General features: G+C 41.8%; 16 protein-coding genes. 8 read left to right on the plus strand and 8 right to left on the minus strand.

Features of this window, described 5'->3' with window-relative positions:
* Positions 1-21: 21 nt before the first annotated feature.
* From EO132_RS10750 to EO132_RS10760, 3 genes are read right to left on the minus strand one after another with little or no spacing between them, the layout of a single operon-like run.
* Positions 22-1,029, minus strand: coding sequence for a glycoside hydrolase family 43 protein (locus EO132_RS10750; RefSeq protein ID WP_127137850.1), 1,008 nt, complete (start codon positions 1,027-1,029; stop codon positions 22-24).
* A 54-nt stretch (positions 1,030-1,083) separates the two neighbouring features.
* Positions 1,084-1,767: a hypothetical protein gene (locus EO132_RS10755; RefSeq protein ID WP_127137851.1), complete on the minus strand. Its 684-nt coding sequence runs from the start codon at positions 1,765-1,767 to the stop codon at positions 1,084-1,086.
* Positions 1,757-2,689, minus strand: coding sequence for an NAD-dependent epimerase/dehydratase family protein (locus EO132_RS10760; protein ID WP_127137852.1), 933 nt, complete (start codon positions 2,687-2,689; stop codon positions 1,757-1,759). The genes EO132_RS10755 and EO132_RS10760 overlap by 11 nt, the downstream gene beginning before the upstream one ends.
* An 83-nt stretch (positions 2,690-2,772) precedes the next feature.
* Here EO132_RS10760 and EO132_RS10765 point away from each other — a divergent pair, with 83 nt between their 5' ends.
* Genes EO132_RS10765 through EO132_RS10775 form a run of 3 tightly spaced genes read left to right on the plus strand, consistent with a single transcriptional unit; the run spans position 2,773 to position 4,381 of the window.
* The gene (locus EO132_RS10765; protein WP_127137853.1) at positions 2,773-3,426 is read left to right on the plus strand and encodes a TrmH family RNA methyltransferase; all 654 of its coding nucleotides are present in this window, start codon (positions 2,773-2,775) and stop codon (positions 3,424-3,426) included.
* 43 nt (positions 3,427-3,469) lie between these two features.
* Positions 3,470-3,997, plus strand: coding sequence for an SRPBCC family protein (locus tag EO132_RS10770; RefSeq protein WP_127137854.1), 528 nt, complete (start codon positions 3,470-3,472; stop codon positions 3,995-3,997).
* A gap of 3 nt (positions 3,998-4,000) precedes the next feature.
* Entirely contained in the window at positions 4,001-4,381 is a 381-nt protein-coding gene (locus EO132_RS10775; RefSeq protein WP_164732324.1) for a VOC family protein, read from the plus strand.
* Between the two features lie 2 nt (positions 4,382-4,383).
* Here the strand turns inward: EO132_RS10775 and EO132_RS10780 are convergent, their stop codons facing one another.
* The 4 genes from EO132_RS10780 to EO132_RS10795 form a co-directional block, all read right to left on the minus strand.
* Complete coding sequence (locus tag EO132_RS10780; RefSeq protein WP_127137855.1) at positions 4,384-6,072, minus strand: alpha-amylase family glycosyl hydrolase; 1,689 nt, start codon at positions 6,070-6,072, stop codon at positions 4,384-4,386.
* Positions 6,073-6,170: 98 nt separating this feature from the next.
* Entirely contained in the window at positions 6,171-6,953 is a 783-nt protein-coding gene (locus tag EO132_RS10785) for a carboxypeptidase-like regulatory domain-containing protein (RefSeq protein ID WP_127137856.1), read from the minus strand.
* Positions 6,954-7,028: 75 nt separating this feature from the next.
* On the minus strand, positions 7,029-8,783 hold the full coding sequence (locus EO132_RS10790; protein WP_127137857.1) for a DEAD/DEAH box helicase: 1,755 nt from the start codon (positions 8,781-8,783) through the stop codon (positions 7,029-7,031).
* A gap of 146 nt (positions 8,784-8,929) precedes the next feature.
* On the minus strand, positions 8,930-9,511 hold the full coding sequence (locus tag EO132_RS10795; protein WP_127137858.1) for a non-canonical purine NTP diphosphatase: 582 nt from the start codon (positions 9,509-9,511) through the stop codon (positions 8,930-8,932).
* A gap of 60 nt (positions 9,512-9,571) precedes the next feature.
* On the opposite strand from EO132_RS10795, the gene EO132_RS10800 reads away from it, so the two are divergent.
* A complete protein-coding gene (locus EO132_RS10800) occupies positions 9,572-10,024 on the plus strand; it encodes a methyltransferase family protein (protein WP_127137859.1) in 453 nt (150 codons plus the stop codon).
* 272 nt (positions 10,025-10,296) lie between these two features.
* Positions 10,297-12,189, plus strand: coding sequence for a phosphoglycerate dehydrogenase (serA, locus tag EO132_RS10805; protein ID WP_127138011.1), 1,893 nt, complete (start codon positions 10,297-10,299; stop codon positions 12,187-12,189).
* An 87-nt stretch (positions 12,190-12,276) separates the two neighbouring features.
* On the opposite strand, the gene rlmH is transcribed toward serA, so the two are convergent.
* Entirely contained in the window at positions 12,277-12,750 is a 474-nt protein-coding gene (gene rlmH / locus EO132_RS10810) for a 23S rRNA (pseudouridine(1915)-N(3))-methyltransferase RlmH (protein WP_127137860.1), read from the minus strand.
* A 92-nt stretch (positions 12,751-12,842) separates the two neighbouring features.
* Here rlmH and nadC point away from each other — a divergent pair, with 92 nt between their 5' ends.
* The 3 genes from nadC to EO132_RS10825 are packed head-to-tail and all read left to right on the plus strand — an operon-like array spanning position 12,843 to position 15,105.
* The gene (nadC, locus tag EO132_RS10815; RefSeq protein WP_127137861.1) at positions 12,843-13,700 is read left to right on the plus strand and encodes a carboxylating nicotinate-nucleotide diphosphorylase; all 858 of its coding nucleotides are present in this window, start codon (positions 12,843-12,845) and stop codon (positions 13,698-13,700) included.
* Positions 13,701-14,681, plus strand: a complete 981-nt coding sequence (locus EO132_RS10820) for a YihY/virulence factor BrkB family protein (protein WP_127137862.1) — start codon at positions 13,701-13,703, stop codon at positions 14,679-14,681.
* A 4-nt stretch (positions 14,682-14,685) separates the two neighbouring features.
* Positions 14,686-15,105: a DUF2147 domain-containing protein gene (locus EO132_RS10825; RefSeq protein ID WP_235856435.1), complete on the plus strand. Its 420-nt coding sequence runs from the start codon at positions 14,686-14,688 to the stop codon at positions 15,103-15,105.
* Position 15,106 lies beyond the last annotated feature (1 nt).

Genomic DNA, 15,106 nt, shown 5'->3' on the forward strand with positions numbered 1-15,106 from the left:
CCGAATATGCTCAATAAAGTTTCAATTAGCGGTTACTCCCTCAAATGTCATAACCACAGGTTTTATGGTGCCATCCGGGTTGAATTCCATTTTATCCATGCAGGTAACCCGATGATCGCGGTCCTTGTTGGGAATGGGCCTCCTGTGATATACGATAATCCATTCATCCGTACCAGGCTTGTTGATTACGGAATGATGTCCCGCTCCAGTGGCAATATCCCCTTCTTTGGATTCCAAAATCGTCCCGATGCGATTGTATGGCCCCGTAGGTTTGTCGGACATGGCGTAGGCCACTGTGTAACTGCCGTCCGTCCAGTTACCTTCGGACCACATAAAGTAATATATACCGTTTCTCAGAAACATAAATGGTCCTTCCACATAACCTTCAGGCGTGATTTCTTTAAACAAGCTTCCATCCTCCCATGGTTGAAAGCCTGTAAAATCTTCATTGAGTTTTCCCAGGTTGCAATGGCTCCATCCACCGTAGAAAAAATAATGGGTGCCATCCACGTCCTTAAAAACAAACTGATCGATAGGTTGTGCATCATTGTAAAAGTCGGATATCAGGGGTTCTCCCAAATAATCCTCGAAAGGCCCAGCAGGGGTCTCCGCTACCGCTACGCCGATTCCGCCATAATGGTTGATGTCGTTATTTGGGTCGTAGGAGCTTCTGCCTGGCCGTTGAATGTCGTTCGCACCAAAAAACAGGTAGTACTTACTGTCTTTTTCAATGATGGAGGGTGCCCATAAAGCCTGTCGCAACCATTTGATCTTGGTGGTGTCCAAAATTCGTTCGTGTTTTTTCCAATTCACTAGGTCTTTGGATGAAAAAGCATCAAAATGAAGCTGTTTATCGTAATCATCGGAAAAGGTAGGGTAGACCCAATAGGTGTCCCCAAAAACGATTCCTTCGGGGTCGGCGTACCATCCTTCAAAAATAGGATTGTTCTGTTTTTCGTTGGATTGTTGGGCAAATATGCCTGTTCCCATCAGGCAGCATACGGCAATTGTAAAATTTTTAATGTTCATTGATAGTCTATAATGTTTGGTTGAAACTTTAATATGAAACAAAGATGTGTCACATCAAATATTTTTTACTTTTTCTTCATCAATTTTATAAAGAATGATTTGTTGTGTATCCCAATAGCTTTTTTTGAGAAACTTTCTCAAGGATTGGAACTCTGTAGGTGCAAAGGAGCCATTTTTGGAATAAAAAACACCGTTGTGGTAGTAAGCATAATGAATGGCTCTTCCATTTTTGTTGATAAAGGAAAGCAAAACATCATTTGGTAATGGTTCATTAAGGTTTCGCCTTGGCTTTGTGTTGACCAAGCCTATCTGCTGGAAGTAATTGTCCAGAATTTTTTCTGCTGATTCGAGTCCAATATGTGTGGATTTCCCAAAAACGATTTGGTCAAAGGCTTCATTGTGCTCAAAATAGCTTTCAAGTGCATATGAATAACAGTTTTGTGCACCTCTTCTCAATACACCGAGAAGTTCATCAATTTCTTCCTTGGAAGTGTAAAGGGTACTGTCCTTGGCAGATTCCCGTAGGCTTTTGATTAAAGTGGGATCTACCTGTATCTGTTCTTTTTGTATATCGACTTGTATGGTGTCCTTCAACCAAAGCATTTCAATGATGTGGGAATTCAATTTGGTCTCAATGGTGTCCAAGACCTTCGTTTTTATAAGGGAAGTTGTTTGGGCGTATCCTTGGACAAGAACCGTGAGCAATAGAATAGTTGAAACTATGTTTTTACGAGGCATTTTGTTCTTTTTTGATTTGAATGATACCTTCTTTAAAACTGGTTGTTTTGAAGGATGGAAACTTTTGGTTGAATTTATCGAACTTAAAAATATTATCACATTGGTAGCGGGGTAAAAGTTCCTGTAATTCTTTAATCTGTTTATTGAAAATGCCCCCAATATTGAATTGCCATTTTTTGAGAACAGCATATTTTAATTCCCTACCGTAAACTTCGGAAGCCATGTTTATCATTTCGCTGTACGTAGGTCGACTGTCATCACAGGGCAAGTGCCATGTTTGGTCATAGCAATCAGGGGTGTTCCCGATCAATGCCATGGCCCTGCTCGCATCTGGGGTCCATATCAATGTTCTTTTGGTATCATCCCGCAAAGGGACTTTTAATTTCTTGTGCTGTTCAATATTATCAAAAATCAAGGTGTTGGTAACGCTCTGGGTCTTGTTTGGGCCGTAGAATTCAGGAGCCCTGCAAATTACAGCCTCAATGCTGCCATTCCTCATTTCACGCAATAACATTTCAGTTATTTGAGCCCTTACCTTGGATTTTCGGCCAACGGGAGCAAAAGCACTTTCTTCGGTCTGTGGTTCGCTGGTTTTAGCATACATATACGTATTATCAAAAAGGACCAATTTACATTCGTGCTTTTTACAGGCTGCGATAACGTTTTGCATCATCACGGGAAATTTTTCCTCCCATATTTTTGAATCAATGGGAAGGCCAACCGTTACATAGGCAATCCCACTTCCCTTAACTGCTTCGTGGGTTGCTTCGTGATCCATCAGGTTGGCGGGAAAAAGTTGGTCCGTGTCATGCACTTTTTTTGGGTTTCTGCTCACCAAACGAATCTCTTTAGAATAATTTCTATACAGTTCCTTGGTCAATTCTTCCCCTATCTGTCCGTTTGCTCCTAGTATGGTGTGCATATGTGTTATGTAACGCTTAGCTCCTAAGATAGCAAATCCATTTTTCAGGAAACCAAAATTCCAATTTTTCCTATCTTGGTTTTATGTTTGATGATGACTTGTTGACATACCTGGAAACCTATCTTACCGAAGAGCGTAAACAGCGTTTTTTGGACGTGCTACAACAACGAACAAGGCATATTACCGTTGCCATCGAAGATGTATACCAATTGCACAATACCAGTGCCATAATTCGCAGTTGTGATGTTTTTGGGGTACAAGACGTTCATGTGGTAGAGGACCGATTCGGTAAACGGCTGGACAAGAACATAGCCATGGGGGCCGAGCAATGGGTGGATGTACGGCGATACAGAAATACCACGGACTGCATTTCCCAATTAAAAAATACGGGTTACCAAATTATAGCGACCACTCCGCACAATAATTCCACACTACTGCCCAATTTTTTTCCAAATGAAAAATCCGCCATTTTCTTTGGTACCGAGAAAGAAGGCCTTTCTGAAGAAGTGATGCAACAGGCAGATGGATTCCTAAAAATTCCGATGGTGGGCTTCTCCGAGAGCTTGAATGTTTCCGTTTCGGCGGCAATCATTATACAGCAATTGGCCCAAAAAGTACGTGATTCCTATCTTGATTGGCAATTGTCTGATATTGAGGTGCTGGAAAAAAGGTTGGACTGGACCAAAAAATCCATAAAGGACGTCAACGGCATTATAAAAAGATACCTGGCCGAATAAAAATTTTTGTAATTTTAACTGTTAATCAATCAATTACACAGTTATGCTAATACTTTATATTGTTTTGGCGGTGGTGGTTCTTATCCTAATCTTGGCCGCCATTGCTCCTAAAAATTATGATGTTTCCCGCGCTATCGAAATCCATCGATCTAAAGATGTTGTTTTCGCGTATCTCAAATCGTTGAAAAAACAGGATGAATGGTCTCTATGGGGGAAACGTGACCCGAACATGGAAAAGAAATTTACGGGAACCGATGAAGAGGTCGGAGCCATTAGTTATTGGAGCGGCAACAAGGAAGTAGGGGAAGGGGAACAGGAAATCATCAAAATCATTGATGGCGAGCGGATTGATTCTGAACTACGGTTTTTGAAGCCGTTTAAATCCAATTCTGATGCTTACATTCTTACTAAAGAGGTAGAACCCAAAGTAACCAAAGTAATTTGGGGATTTTCCGGGAAGAACAAGTTTCCTATGAGCATTGTGATGCTCTTCATGAACATGGACAAAGCCGTGGGCAAAGATTTTGAAGAAGGTCTTGCCAGTTTAAAAGAAATTTTGGAAAACCAATAAGTTATGGAATACAATATGGTTGGCTGGTTCGAGATTCCTGTAGCGGATATGGACCGTGCAAAAAAGTTTTATGACGACGTTTTCCAGGTCGACATCAAATTACAGGATTTTGGAGGAACCAAGATGGGCTGGTTTCCTGCGGATCATGGAAAACCAGGGGCTTCGGGCTCCCTTATAAAAAACAAGGATTGGTACCAGCCTAGTGAGCGTGATGGGGTACTGGTTTACTTCAATAGCATGGATGTGCAAGAGGAACTGGACCGAATTGAGTTAAACGGTGGTAAAATTGTTCAGGAAAAGACTCAAATTAGTCCTGATATAGGTTATATGGCGGTGTTTTTGGACACGGAGGGCAACCGAATTGCCCTTCATTCCAGACAATAAGCTTATTCCACAAGTTCCAATAGGGCAATATCAAAATCGTTTTCCAGAATGACTTTTCCGTTGGCTACGGTAACTTCGGTCTCGGAATAGGTATCGTACAATTTTGTGCCGTCGCCAAAGAATCCTTTTACCCAAAGTGATTTTTTACCTTTAGGTAAATCCAAGCCTACGACGACTTTATCCCGATATTCCCCGTTGACATAGGTTCTTGAGAATACATAAGGCGATTTGGCCAAACGTTTATGCTTACCTGCACCTATGGCGGGATGATTAGCTCGGAACTGACCCAATTTTTGCCAGTGCTTGTGTATTTTCTGTGTTTCGGGAAGGCTGTCCAAATCTTCCCAGTTCATGAATGAACGTAGCGTGGCGTCACCTTGGGTGCCTTCAATAATCAAACTACGTGATGTTTCATCCCCGTAATATACTTGAGAGGCGCCCGGAGTGAGCAAAAGTACATTGGCTGTGCGATAAGGTTTTGTGCGGTCTTTATCGTAAGGCGCACCATCGTCATGCGAGGTTAAATAGTTGAGTACGCCTTTGTCCTTTAATTTGGTATGAAGGAGTTTGCTGTATTTTTTGAATATGGTCTCATAGCTTTTGTCCGCATCGCTTTTTAGTTCAAAATTGATGAGACTTTTAAAACCATAATCGAAGAAGTCCACTTTTTTGTCACCAAAATTAAATTCGCGACCACCGGAAATACCGTAGTTGTAGACCTCGCCGACCATATAGAAAGGATTGTCGTCCAATACTTTATCCTGATGCTTCTTTTTCCACATCTCAAAAGCATAGTTGGCCTCTTTATGAAGGTCCGCCCAGGCATTTTCATTCACATGTTTAACCGTATCCACACGAAAACCATCAACGCCTAGGTCGTTAATGTAATCCGTAAGCCATTTGATGATATAGTAGCGTGGTGCCCTCGGGTATCCGGTACGGTCAAAAAACAACTGAAGTTCATCCAGTTCTTTGCTCAAACGACCTTCCTCTTTCCATTTGGCCAATAGGGCATCGGGCAATTCGACAGCTACATCGGATTCTGTAAGGATATCAGGGAGGTTTTCCACCAAGGTGCAGGCGGTTGTGTTTTCGTAGGTGGTAAACTCACATTTTGGCCCTGTTCTTACCCAATCATCCGGCCAAACGTGGTCTTTTTCGGTAACGGGTCCGGTATGATTCAAAACAACATCCAAAAGAATACGAATTCCTTTGCTATGAGCAGTCTTCACTAATTCTTCCAAATCCTTCCTAGTTCCGAAGTTGGGGTCGATGGAAGTCCAATCCTTGGCCCAATAGCCATGATACCCATAGGTTTTTCCTGTTCCCTCGTCCGTTGCTCCATGAATTTGTTCCACTACAGGGGTGAACCAAATTGCGTTGATGCCGAGGTCAGTGAAATATCCTTCTTTAATTTTTTGTGTGATTCCCTCTATGTCACCACCTTCAAAGCCTCTTAGGACGGCGGTTTCTTCTGTGCGACCAAAATTCACATCGTTATTGGGGTTGCCATTGTTGAAACGGTCGGTAAGCAAGAAATAGATGTTGGCACCTTCCCATACAAAAGGCACTTCTTTTTTTGGAGCTTCTTCTTCAACTACTTGCGCCTGCGTGGCTTCCTGCTGTTTTTGAACTTTCCTGCAGCCAATAAATAAGGGTATCGAGAACAAAACAACAAGTAGTTTTTTCATGGATTGGGATTTTGTTTAAAGCTATAAAATGCCTAGGTAAATATAAAATTTATTTATATCCACTTTAAACAATCCAAACACAAAATTAATTCAGGTGGTTATTGATTTCTATTCAGCACTTTGTATTCTTCATAGCAGCTGGAAATCGCATCCAAAATCTGAAGATCGTTGGCTGTTTTTATAAAGGATTTGGAATAATTGCAGTTGTTGAGAATATCCTCAATATCCACTTTTTCCAGTTGAAGCAACTCTGTCAAGGTCTCCCTATCAAACTTGGAAGCCAAAAGATCGCGAATGTTGTCATCCTCTTTGATTTGACGGAGCTTTCGCATCTGTTTCGGTTTCTTTCCAAACAAGTTCCGTAAGAGGTCTGCCGGGTTAAGAATGGCTCCCAAAACCTTCGTGACCGCACTTGGGTTTCGGTTTCCTGCTTCGTAACTGGTAGGAAGCCCCGAAATACTGTACTGTTTGGCATCGTTTATAGGTAGATTTTTTACATCTATTTCCAAATAGCCTGTAAGCTGATAAGGCCTCACAACCACTTCCTCAAGGGCATAGGCCAACTCGGTCAATGCAATTTCAGTATTCCCAAACCGAAACATATCATTGGTTACCCGTACTTTTTGTGTTTTGAATCCTAAGTACGAAAAGTACAGCGTATCGTTGACCGCAGCGGGTATGGTAAACTTACCTTCAGGATTGGTAATAGTACCTTTTACCTGATTGAGATTGACCACATGCACACTTTCCAATGGAAAATCCGTTTGGGCATTGATTACCGTTGCGGTAAAATCCTGAACTTCTTGGCTTTCATCATCTTCAACTTGAGAAAAACCGAGCAGTGGGATAAGGGACAGTAGTATAAGTAGTAATCTTCTCATGCAATCTTTGTAGCTATAAAAGTACTAAACAAAGAAAAATAAATAGGAGAGACTTACCATTTAATATAGAATTAACTAATAAAACCCTTGCTTCTTCTTGCCTCCTTTTTTGCCGTAACCGCCCTTTTTTCCTCCTTTGTAGGACTTATTGCCACCTCTTCGGCCTCCGCCGCCTCCTTTTCTACCGCGACGTTTTTTGCCTCCTTTTCCGCCACCACCGCCGGGGTTTTTGGAAACTTCAACATTTATAAAACGTCCTTCCAGTTTAAAGTCGGTAAAGGTTTGAAGAATGAATTCGGTAAGTTGCGCATCTGTGTTGAAAAAGGAGAAAGAATCCTTGGTATCTACATTGTAGACATCCTCTTTTTCCAAGTTCAAGGTATCACGAAGGAAATCCTTCAGGCTCATCCAGTCGTAACCATCGCGTTCGCCAACATTGATAAAGTAACGAACGGAACCTTCGGTCGGAATATCTCCTTTACCACTTCCTGTTCCTTTTCCTGAATCTTGACTGTTGAGGTCTTTGGTTTTGCTGTAATAATTGTAGAATTGAGTGAATTCTACGGAGAATATCTTTTTGATGAGCTCTTCACGATCAATACCTTCCAAAACATCGTTGATGGCGGGTAAATAGCTATCAATCTCTGTATTGACTTTGGTTTCTTTGATCCTATTGGCCAAATGATATAATTGAATCTCACAGATTTCGATACCATCGGGAATCTTTTTGGATAAAAATTCCTGCTGAATCTTTTTCTCAATAGCCTTGATTTTCCTGAGTTCGGAACGTGTAACGATCACCATGGAGATCCCTGACTTTCCGGCACGACCTGTACGACCACTTCGGTGCGTATAGGTTTCGATTTCATCAGGCAGCTGGTAGTTGATCACGTGTGTCACATCATCCACATCGATACCTCGGGCCGCCACATCGGTAGCCACCAACATCTGTACCTGCTTTTTACGGAAGGAGTTCATGACCAAATCACGTTGGTTCTGGCTCAAATCTCCGTGCAAAGCACCGGCGTTGTAACCATCTTCAATAAGCTTTTCGGCCACACGTTGGGTATCTCTTTTGGTTCTACAGAACACTACGGAGAAGATACCTGGGTTGGCATCCGCCAAACGCTTTAACGCGGCATAACGATCGCGTCCGCCTACCACATAATACTCGTGCTGTACGGTGGAAGCCCCTGCATTTTTGGACCCAACGGTTATTTCGATGGGTTTATGCATGAACTTTTTGGCGATTGTGGCCACTTCTTTCGGCATGGTTGCTGAAAATAGCCAAGTAAACTTTTCTTTAGGGGTATTGGACAAAATGTCCTTAATATCCTCGTAGAAGCCCATGTTCAACATTTCATCGGCTTCATCCAGTACGCAATAATCAATTTTGGAGATATCGACCATGTTTCGGCCGATCATGTCCTTCATACGACCGGGAGTGGCCACAACAATCTGTGCGCCTCTCTTTATTTGTCGGGCCTGTTCGGTAATGCTGGCACCACCATAAATGGCTACCACATTCAGTCCCTTCACGTATTTGGAATAGAGTTTTAATTCGTTGGTGATCTGTAAGCAAAGCTCCCGTGTAGGGGAGAGAATCAATCCTTGCGTGGTTCTGCTATCCTGTTGGATTTTTTGAATCATCGGAAATCCAAAAGCGGCAGTTTTACCTGTTCCTGTTTGTGCTAAGGCAACCAAATCGGTTTCCTGCTCCAATAAAATTGGGATTGATTTTTCTTGTACTTCAGAGGGGGATTCAAATCCCAGGTCGGAAATAGCATCCAATAGGGGTTTGTCCAACCCCAAGGCTTCAAATTTTGTCATAGCGGTGTAAATACCTTAAATCGCAAATATGTTTGTGTTGTATAGAGCGATTTTTAGTATTTCCCGTTCAAGCCCATCACAACACCTTGCCCATACCGGCGGCGTTAATAAAGCGGCAAAGGTACACTTATTTTGATCGGTGCAAGCTAAGTCGTCTTCTTTTTTAAAAATGCCACCAACTTTTGAATGGCCCTAGCGCGGTGACTAATAGCGTTTTTGGTCTCAGGCGGCAGTTCCCCAAAGGTTTTGTCGTGTCCATCAGGTTTAAAAATAGGATCGTAGCCAAAACCACCTTCTCCATGCAGTTCGGTGGTAATGTGTCCCTCAACAATACCGTCAAAAGTGAAACTTTCCCCCTGAAGGTTTAAATGCACTACGGTTTTAAAGTGTGCTGAGCGATTGTCGGAACCCTCAAGCTCCGTTAATAGCTTTGCCATATTGTCCGATGCCTTTTTTTGTTCTCCGGCATACCGGGCAGAATAGACGCCAGGAGCACCATTCAAAGCATCCACCAACAAACCGGTATCATCTGAAAAACAATCCAAACCATAGGTTTGGGTTACATAGTCTGCTTTGATCTTGGCATTTTCTTCCAATGTGTTGCCGGTTTCCGGGATTTCATCAAAGCACTCGATATCTTTTAAGGACAACAGCTGAATGTTTTCAGGAAGTAATTGTTGAACTTCTTTCAGTTTGTGATCGTTATGGGTGGCAAAAACTAATTTCAAATTACTAAGTGTTCAATTATGAGTTTCAAAAGTAGTAATTTCGAACTTTAAGCGATTTCTATGAAAATGAAAGTGCCACCAGCTGTAATTATGCTGGTTTTTGGAGGATTAATGTATGTTTTGGATAGGTTTTTACCTGTGGGCGAGTTCGATTTCTTCGGTAGGCAAGAACTGGCTATGATTTTGTCTGGACTAGGAGTTCTAGTGATTTTGATATCCGTTATTCAATTTTTCATCAAAAAAACCACGGTCGACCCCTTAAATCCAAAGAAAACCAGAAAACTGGTAACCAATGGCGTCTATAACTACACCCGAAACCCTATGTATTTGGGCATGTTGCTGTTTTTGTTGGCTTTTGGGCTAAAGTTGGGTAACGCCTTCAATACATTGATTGCTGCCGGTTTTGTGTCCTATATGAACCATTTTCAGATAAAGCCCGAGGAAGAGATGTTAATGAAGCTATTCGGGCAGGAATATAAGATCTATTGCAAGCTTACAAGACGTTGGTTTTGATTGGCTCGATTTGGATTGTTCGTTTCAACAGAACAACTTCCAACCATCAACATAAAAAGCATACTGCTTACTTGATTATTTGAGATAGGACTTGATTTCATCGGTGATTTAGATAGTAGTACTGTTGCAAAAAGATGGGTTTTGGGTGGCATTTAAAACAAATCGTAACGGATTTTTGATTTATCCACAAATGTGTAAGGTTTTTGATAAGTTCCGATTCCAAGGATGGAATTAATGTTTAATTTTATGCCTTAATTTTTTTGAAACAGCTCATGGTGGAAACAGGACGCAAATATGTGTTCGATTTTGATAGTACGCTCACACGTGTGGAGGCGTTGGATGTTTTGGCGGAAATGACCCTGCAAGGCAATCCAAAAAGAGACGAGATCGTGGCGGAAATCCAAAAGATCACCAACTTGGGAATCGATGGGGATATTTCCTTTACAGAATCCTTGGAGCGAAGAATTCGTTTGTTGGATGCCAATAGGAGTGACTTGGAGGATTTGGTAATTGAACTGCGTCAAAAGATTTCAAAGTCGATTGAGGCCAATAAACAGTTCTTTCATGAGTATTCCGAGGATATTTATGTGATTTCCTGCGGTTTCAAGGAGTTTATCGATCCTATTGTTGAAGAGTACAACATACCATCCGATAGGGTATATGCCAATACTTTTACCTTTGATGACGAAGGCAACATAACCGGTTTTGATGAAAACAATGTGTTGGCGTCCCACAACGGGAAAATAGAATGTTTAAAAAACCTGGATTTGGATGGCGAGGTCCAGGTAATAGGTGATGGTTACAGCGACTATGTGATGCGCGAGGCCGGAATTGCCCATAAATTTTTCGCCTATACCGAAAATGTGCATCGTGAAAAGGCTACCAACAATGCCGATCACGTAGCACCGAACTTAGATGAATTTTTATTTATAAACGATTTGCCAAGAAACTTATCATACCCCAAGAACAGAATCAAGATCCTTTTACTGGAAAATGTACACCCAGTAGCTTTCGAAAATCTTTCCGAAGAAGGATTCTCGGTCGAGCTGATCAAGACCAGTCTTTCCGAAGAAGACCTCATTGAACGCATTAAAGGTGTTCATGTGTTGGGCATCAGGTCTAAGACCCAAGTGACCCAAAAAGTATTGGATGCAGCCGATAAATTGATGGTCGTAGGTGCATTTTGCATCGGAACCACACAAATAGATCTGGATTACAGCAAAAAGAAAGGTGTCGTGGTCTTTAATGCACCCTACAGCAACACCCGTTCCGTAGTGGAGCTTGCCGTGGGGCAAATCATTATGTTGATGCGCAGTATTTTTCCACGAAGCACGGAAATCCATAATGGAGAGTGGAACAAGACCGCTGCAGGTTCACAGGAGGTGCGAGGCAAAAACCTGGGTATTGTGGGTTACGGAAACATTGGTAAACAAATGTCCGTGTTGGCCGAGGCCATGGGGATGAAGGTGTATTACTACGATGTAAATGACCAGTTGGCATTGGGTAACGCCGTAAAATGCGATACTTTGGAAGATTTATTGAGCGTTTCCGATGTGGTTACCCTGCATGTAGACGACAACAAGGCCAATAAAAACTTTATCGGGGAGCGTGAGATCAACCAAATGAAGGATGGGGCCAAACTCATTAATCTTTCCAGAGGATTTGTGGTCGACATCGAAGCATTGGCCAATGCCCTCAAAAGTGGAAAATTGGGTGGTGCTGCCATAGATGTATATCCGTCCGAACCACGAAGCAATGGAGCATTTGAAACGCCATTACAAGGTTTGTCCAACGTAATTCTCACACCGCACATTGGTGGAAGCACAGAGGAAGCACAGCGCGATATTGCCGATTTTGTTCCGAACAAGATTATGGATTACATCAACTCGGGAAATACTGTGGATGCAGTGAACTTCCCGAATATTCGATTGCCCAAACAGAACAAGGCGCACCGATTTTTACATATCCACAGAAACGTTCCTGGTATCATGGCTAAAATCAACGAAATATTGGCACAGTACGGGCTTAATATTTCAGGGCAGTACCTATCTACGGATAGTGAAGTAGGTTATGTAATCACTGATTTGGACAAGGAGTATGACAAGGATGTGATCAAGGCGCTCAAAAAAATAGAGAACACCATCAAGTTCAGGGTGCTTTACTAGTCTCTGGTAGAAGATCAAGACGTAACCAATTAATCACGAAAGAGTCTTTAATCTTGTCTCTTAGAGCGAAGCGGTCTTTCGTCCAACTTATTGATGATGATAGGGCTCGTTCCTAAGAATGGTAAATCCCCTGTAAATCTGTTCCACAACAAACAGTCGAACCATTTGATGGGAAAAGGTCATTTTGGACAAACTTATCTTACCCGAACTTTTGGTGTAAACGGCATCACTGAAACCATAAGGTCCACCGATGACAAAAACCAGGTTTTTAATACCGCTGTTCATTTTTTTCTGTAAAAACTGGGCAAAGTCAACTGAGGCATATTGTTTTCCTTTTTCGTCAAGCAAAATCAAGGTGTCCGTAGGCTGCAATTGCGCTAGAATCAATTCGCCCTCTTTTTCCTTTTGCTGCGCTTCCGACAGATTTTTACGATTTTTTATATCCGGAATTATCTCTAACTGAAACTTGATGTAATACTTTAGCCGCTTCTCGTAAACGGATATAAGTTCTTCAAGTTCAGACTTATCGGTTTTGCCTATGGCGATTAAAGTAATCTGCATGCTCAAAAATAAACGTTTCGGCTTAAATTAAGCATGCCAAAGTCATGGACATGGAACAATGTTTTTACTATTTTCGTTAAAACCCCAATTGGATGATTTCCGAAGAACAATTTCAAAACGAACTGGATTTGATCATTGCCAATGCCGTAAGAGAGGATGTTGGCGATGGCGACCATAGTTCCTTGGCTTGCATTCCCGCATCGACGCAGGGAAAAGCAAAACTTCTTGTAAAGGACGAGGGCATTATCGCCGGAGTGGATTTTGCTAAACAAGTGTTCCATTATGCTGACCCAAAATTGACCATGGAAATTTTGCTGGAAGATGGCGCTCAGGTCAAATATGGTGATATTGCTTTTTATGTCGAAGGCAGCTCCCAAAGTATATTAAAAGCGGAACGGTTGGTGCTTAATGCTATGCAGCGAATGAGTGCCATTGCCACTAAGACCCAGGATTTTGTTTCTATTTTGGATGGTACGGACACCAAAATATTGGACACTCGAAAAACAACCCCTGGAATCCGTGCCTTGGAAAAATGGGCCGTTAAAATCGGAGGAGGGGAGAACCATCGTTTTGCCTTGTACGATATGATCATGCTCAAGGATAACCATATCGATTTTGCAGGAGGCATCACAAAAGCCATTCAAAAAGCACAGGATTATTTAAAAGAAAAGGATAAAGATCTTAAAATCATTGTCGAGGCTCGGAATTTGGAGGAGGTAGATGAAATATTGAAGTCAGACGGTGTATACCGCATCCTTTTGGATAATTTTGATTATGATGACACCCGTGAAGCTGTAAAACGAATCGGGAGCAAGTGCCTTACCGAGTCCTCAGGAGGCATCACGGAAGATACCATTCGAAAATATGCCGAATGCGGAGTGGATTACATTTCATCCGGGGCTTTGACCCATTCCGTTTACAACATGGACCTAAGTTTAAAAGCCGTTTAAATGTCCGTAGCCATAGAGGAGAAATTGGAAAAAATACCTGTGATCAATTGGCTAGTACGCCTTTTGAAAAAAATAAAGCTCAAAGCTTTTGAAGGACTTTCCCTCTATGATCTTGTTGAAATGTATTTGGTGGGTATCGTAAAGGGTGCGGTGTCCACCCGGGCAAGTTCCATTGCGTTCAGTATTTTTTTAGCGCTCTTTCCATTGCTTATTTTTATGGTGACCTTGATTCCGTTCATTATTCCGTATGTGAGTGTGGGCAATGCGAATTTTGATACCCAATTTCTCAACTTTTTGGAGTCCTTTCTGCCTTCTGCCACAAGTGATTACTTTAGTGAAATCTATCAGCAAATCAAAGACCAAAAGCAAGGAGGGTTGTTGTCCTCGGCTTTTTTTCTGTCCATATTTTTAGTGGCCAATGGGGTCAATGCTATTTTTGGCGGTTTCGAATACTCCTATCACGTTGAGCTTACCCGTAACTTTTTTCGTCAGTACGCCTATGCCTTAATGGTGGGATTGATTCTCTCCATCCTATTGATTATTGGGGCCGTTGCTTTTGTTTATTTTGAGTTTTACATCGTGGGCAACGCCAGCGAATTCTTTGGAAGGGCCTTAGGAACCGATATTGAGAAAGGGGATGCTGTGGGGCTTCAATTTGCCAAACTGTTGTTCTTTCTGTTTATTTCTTATTTGGCAACAGCCATTTTGTACTATTTTGGTACTGCAGAAGGTAGGCAGGCACGGTTTTTTTCAGCAGGAGCATTGCTGACCACACTTTTATTTTTATTGACCTCATATCTTTTCGGGATTTATGTTGAGAAGTTTGCACGTTACAACGAACTTTATGGAGCTTTGGGAGGATTATTGATTTTAATGGTGTTCATTTGGTTGAATTCTAATATATTATTGTTAGGTTTCGAATTGAATGCTACGTTGAACTCCTTAAAAAAACGACATGAAAAGCAGCAAAACCCTGAATAAGTGCATGTATCTTCTATGTTTTCTGCTTTGTCAGATAACGTGGTCACAGACCGTTTTCGGAAAGTGGAAGACCATTGATGACCGTAATGGAGTGGAAAAAGCCATCATCGAAATTTATAAGGAAGATGGCATGCTGCATGCCAAAGTGGTCAAAATATTGGAAGACGGGAAAAAAGGAGCACTGTGTACCAAATGTGATGGCGACAAAAAGGACAAGCCCATTCTTGGCATGACAATCATGAAGGATTTTGAAGAACACAAGGATGGAATATACAAAGGAGATACGCTGTTTGACCCCGAACAAGCGATGACCTTTAGAGGAAAAGTCTGGTTGGACGAGGATAACGAGGATAGATTAAAAGTAAGAGGGTATCTGGCATTTTTACACAGGACCCAAACATGGCACAGGGTTGTAGAGAATTAAT

The organism is Flagellimonas oceanensis, from assembly GCF_003992595.1.
In the GTDB taxonomy this organism is placed as follows: domain Bacteria; phylum Bacteroidota; class Bacteroidia; order Flavobacteriales; family Flavobacteriaceae; genus Flagellimonas; species Flagellimonas oceanensis.

Coding starts and splice junctions, on each gene's coding strand:
- EO132_RS10825 (WP_235856435.1), top strand. CDS start 14,686: ATGTATCTTCTATGTTTTCTGCTTTGTCAGATAACGTGGTCACAGACC.
- EO132_RS10775 (WP_164732324.1), top strand. CDS start 4,001: ATGGAATACAATATGGTTGGCTGGTTCGAGATTCCTGTAGCGGATATG.
- EO132_RS10820 (WP_127137862.1), top strand. CDS start 13,701: ATGTCCGTAGCCATAGAGGAGAAATTGGAAAAAATACCTGTGATCAAT.
- EO132_RS10765 (WP_127137853.1), top strand. CDS start 2,773: ATGTTTGATGATGACTTGTTGACATACCTGGAAACCTATCTTACCGAA.
- EO132_RS10780 (WP_127137855.1), bottom strand. CDS start 6,072: ATGAAAAAACTACTTGTTGTTTTGTTCTCGATACCCTTATTTATTGGC.
- EO132_RS10750 (WP_127137850.1), bottom strand. CDS start 1,029: ATGAACATTAAAAATTTTACAATTGCCGTATGCTGCCTGATGGGAACA.
- nadC (WP_127137861.1), top strand. CDS start 12,843: ATGATTTCCGAAGAACAATTTCAAAACGAACTGGATTTGATCATTGCC.
- EO132_RS10770 (WP_127137854.1), top strand. CDS start 3,470: ATGCTAATACTTTATATTGTTTTGGCGGTGGTGGTTCTTATCCTAATC.
- EO132_RS10800 (WP_127137859.1), top strand. CDS start 9,572: ATGAAAATGAAAGTGCCACCAGCTGTAATTATGCTGGTTTTTGGAGGA.
- rlmH (WP_127137860.1), bottom strand. CDS start 12,750: ATGCAGATTACTTTAATCGCCATAGGCAAAACCGATAAGTCTGAACTT.
- EO132_RS10760 (WP_127137852.1), bottom strand. CDS start 2,689: ATGCACACCATACTAGGAGCAAACGGACAGATAGGGGAAGAATTGACC.
- EO132_RS10755 (WP_127137851.1), bottom strand. CDS start 1,767: ATGCCTCGTAAAAACATAGTTTCAACTATTCTATTGCTCACGGTTCTT.
- EO132_RS10790 (WP_127137857.1), bottom strand. CDS start 8,783: ATGACAAAATTTGAAGCCTTGGGGTTGGACAAACCCCTATTGGATGCT.
- serA (WP_127138011.1), top strand. CDS start 10,297: ATGGTGGAAACAGGACGCAAATATGTGTTCGATTTTGATAGTACGCTC.
- EO132_RS10785 (WP_127137856.1), bottom strand. CDS start 6,953: ATGAGAAGATTACTACTTATACTACTGTCCCTTATCCCACTGCTCGGT.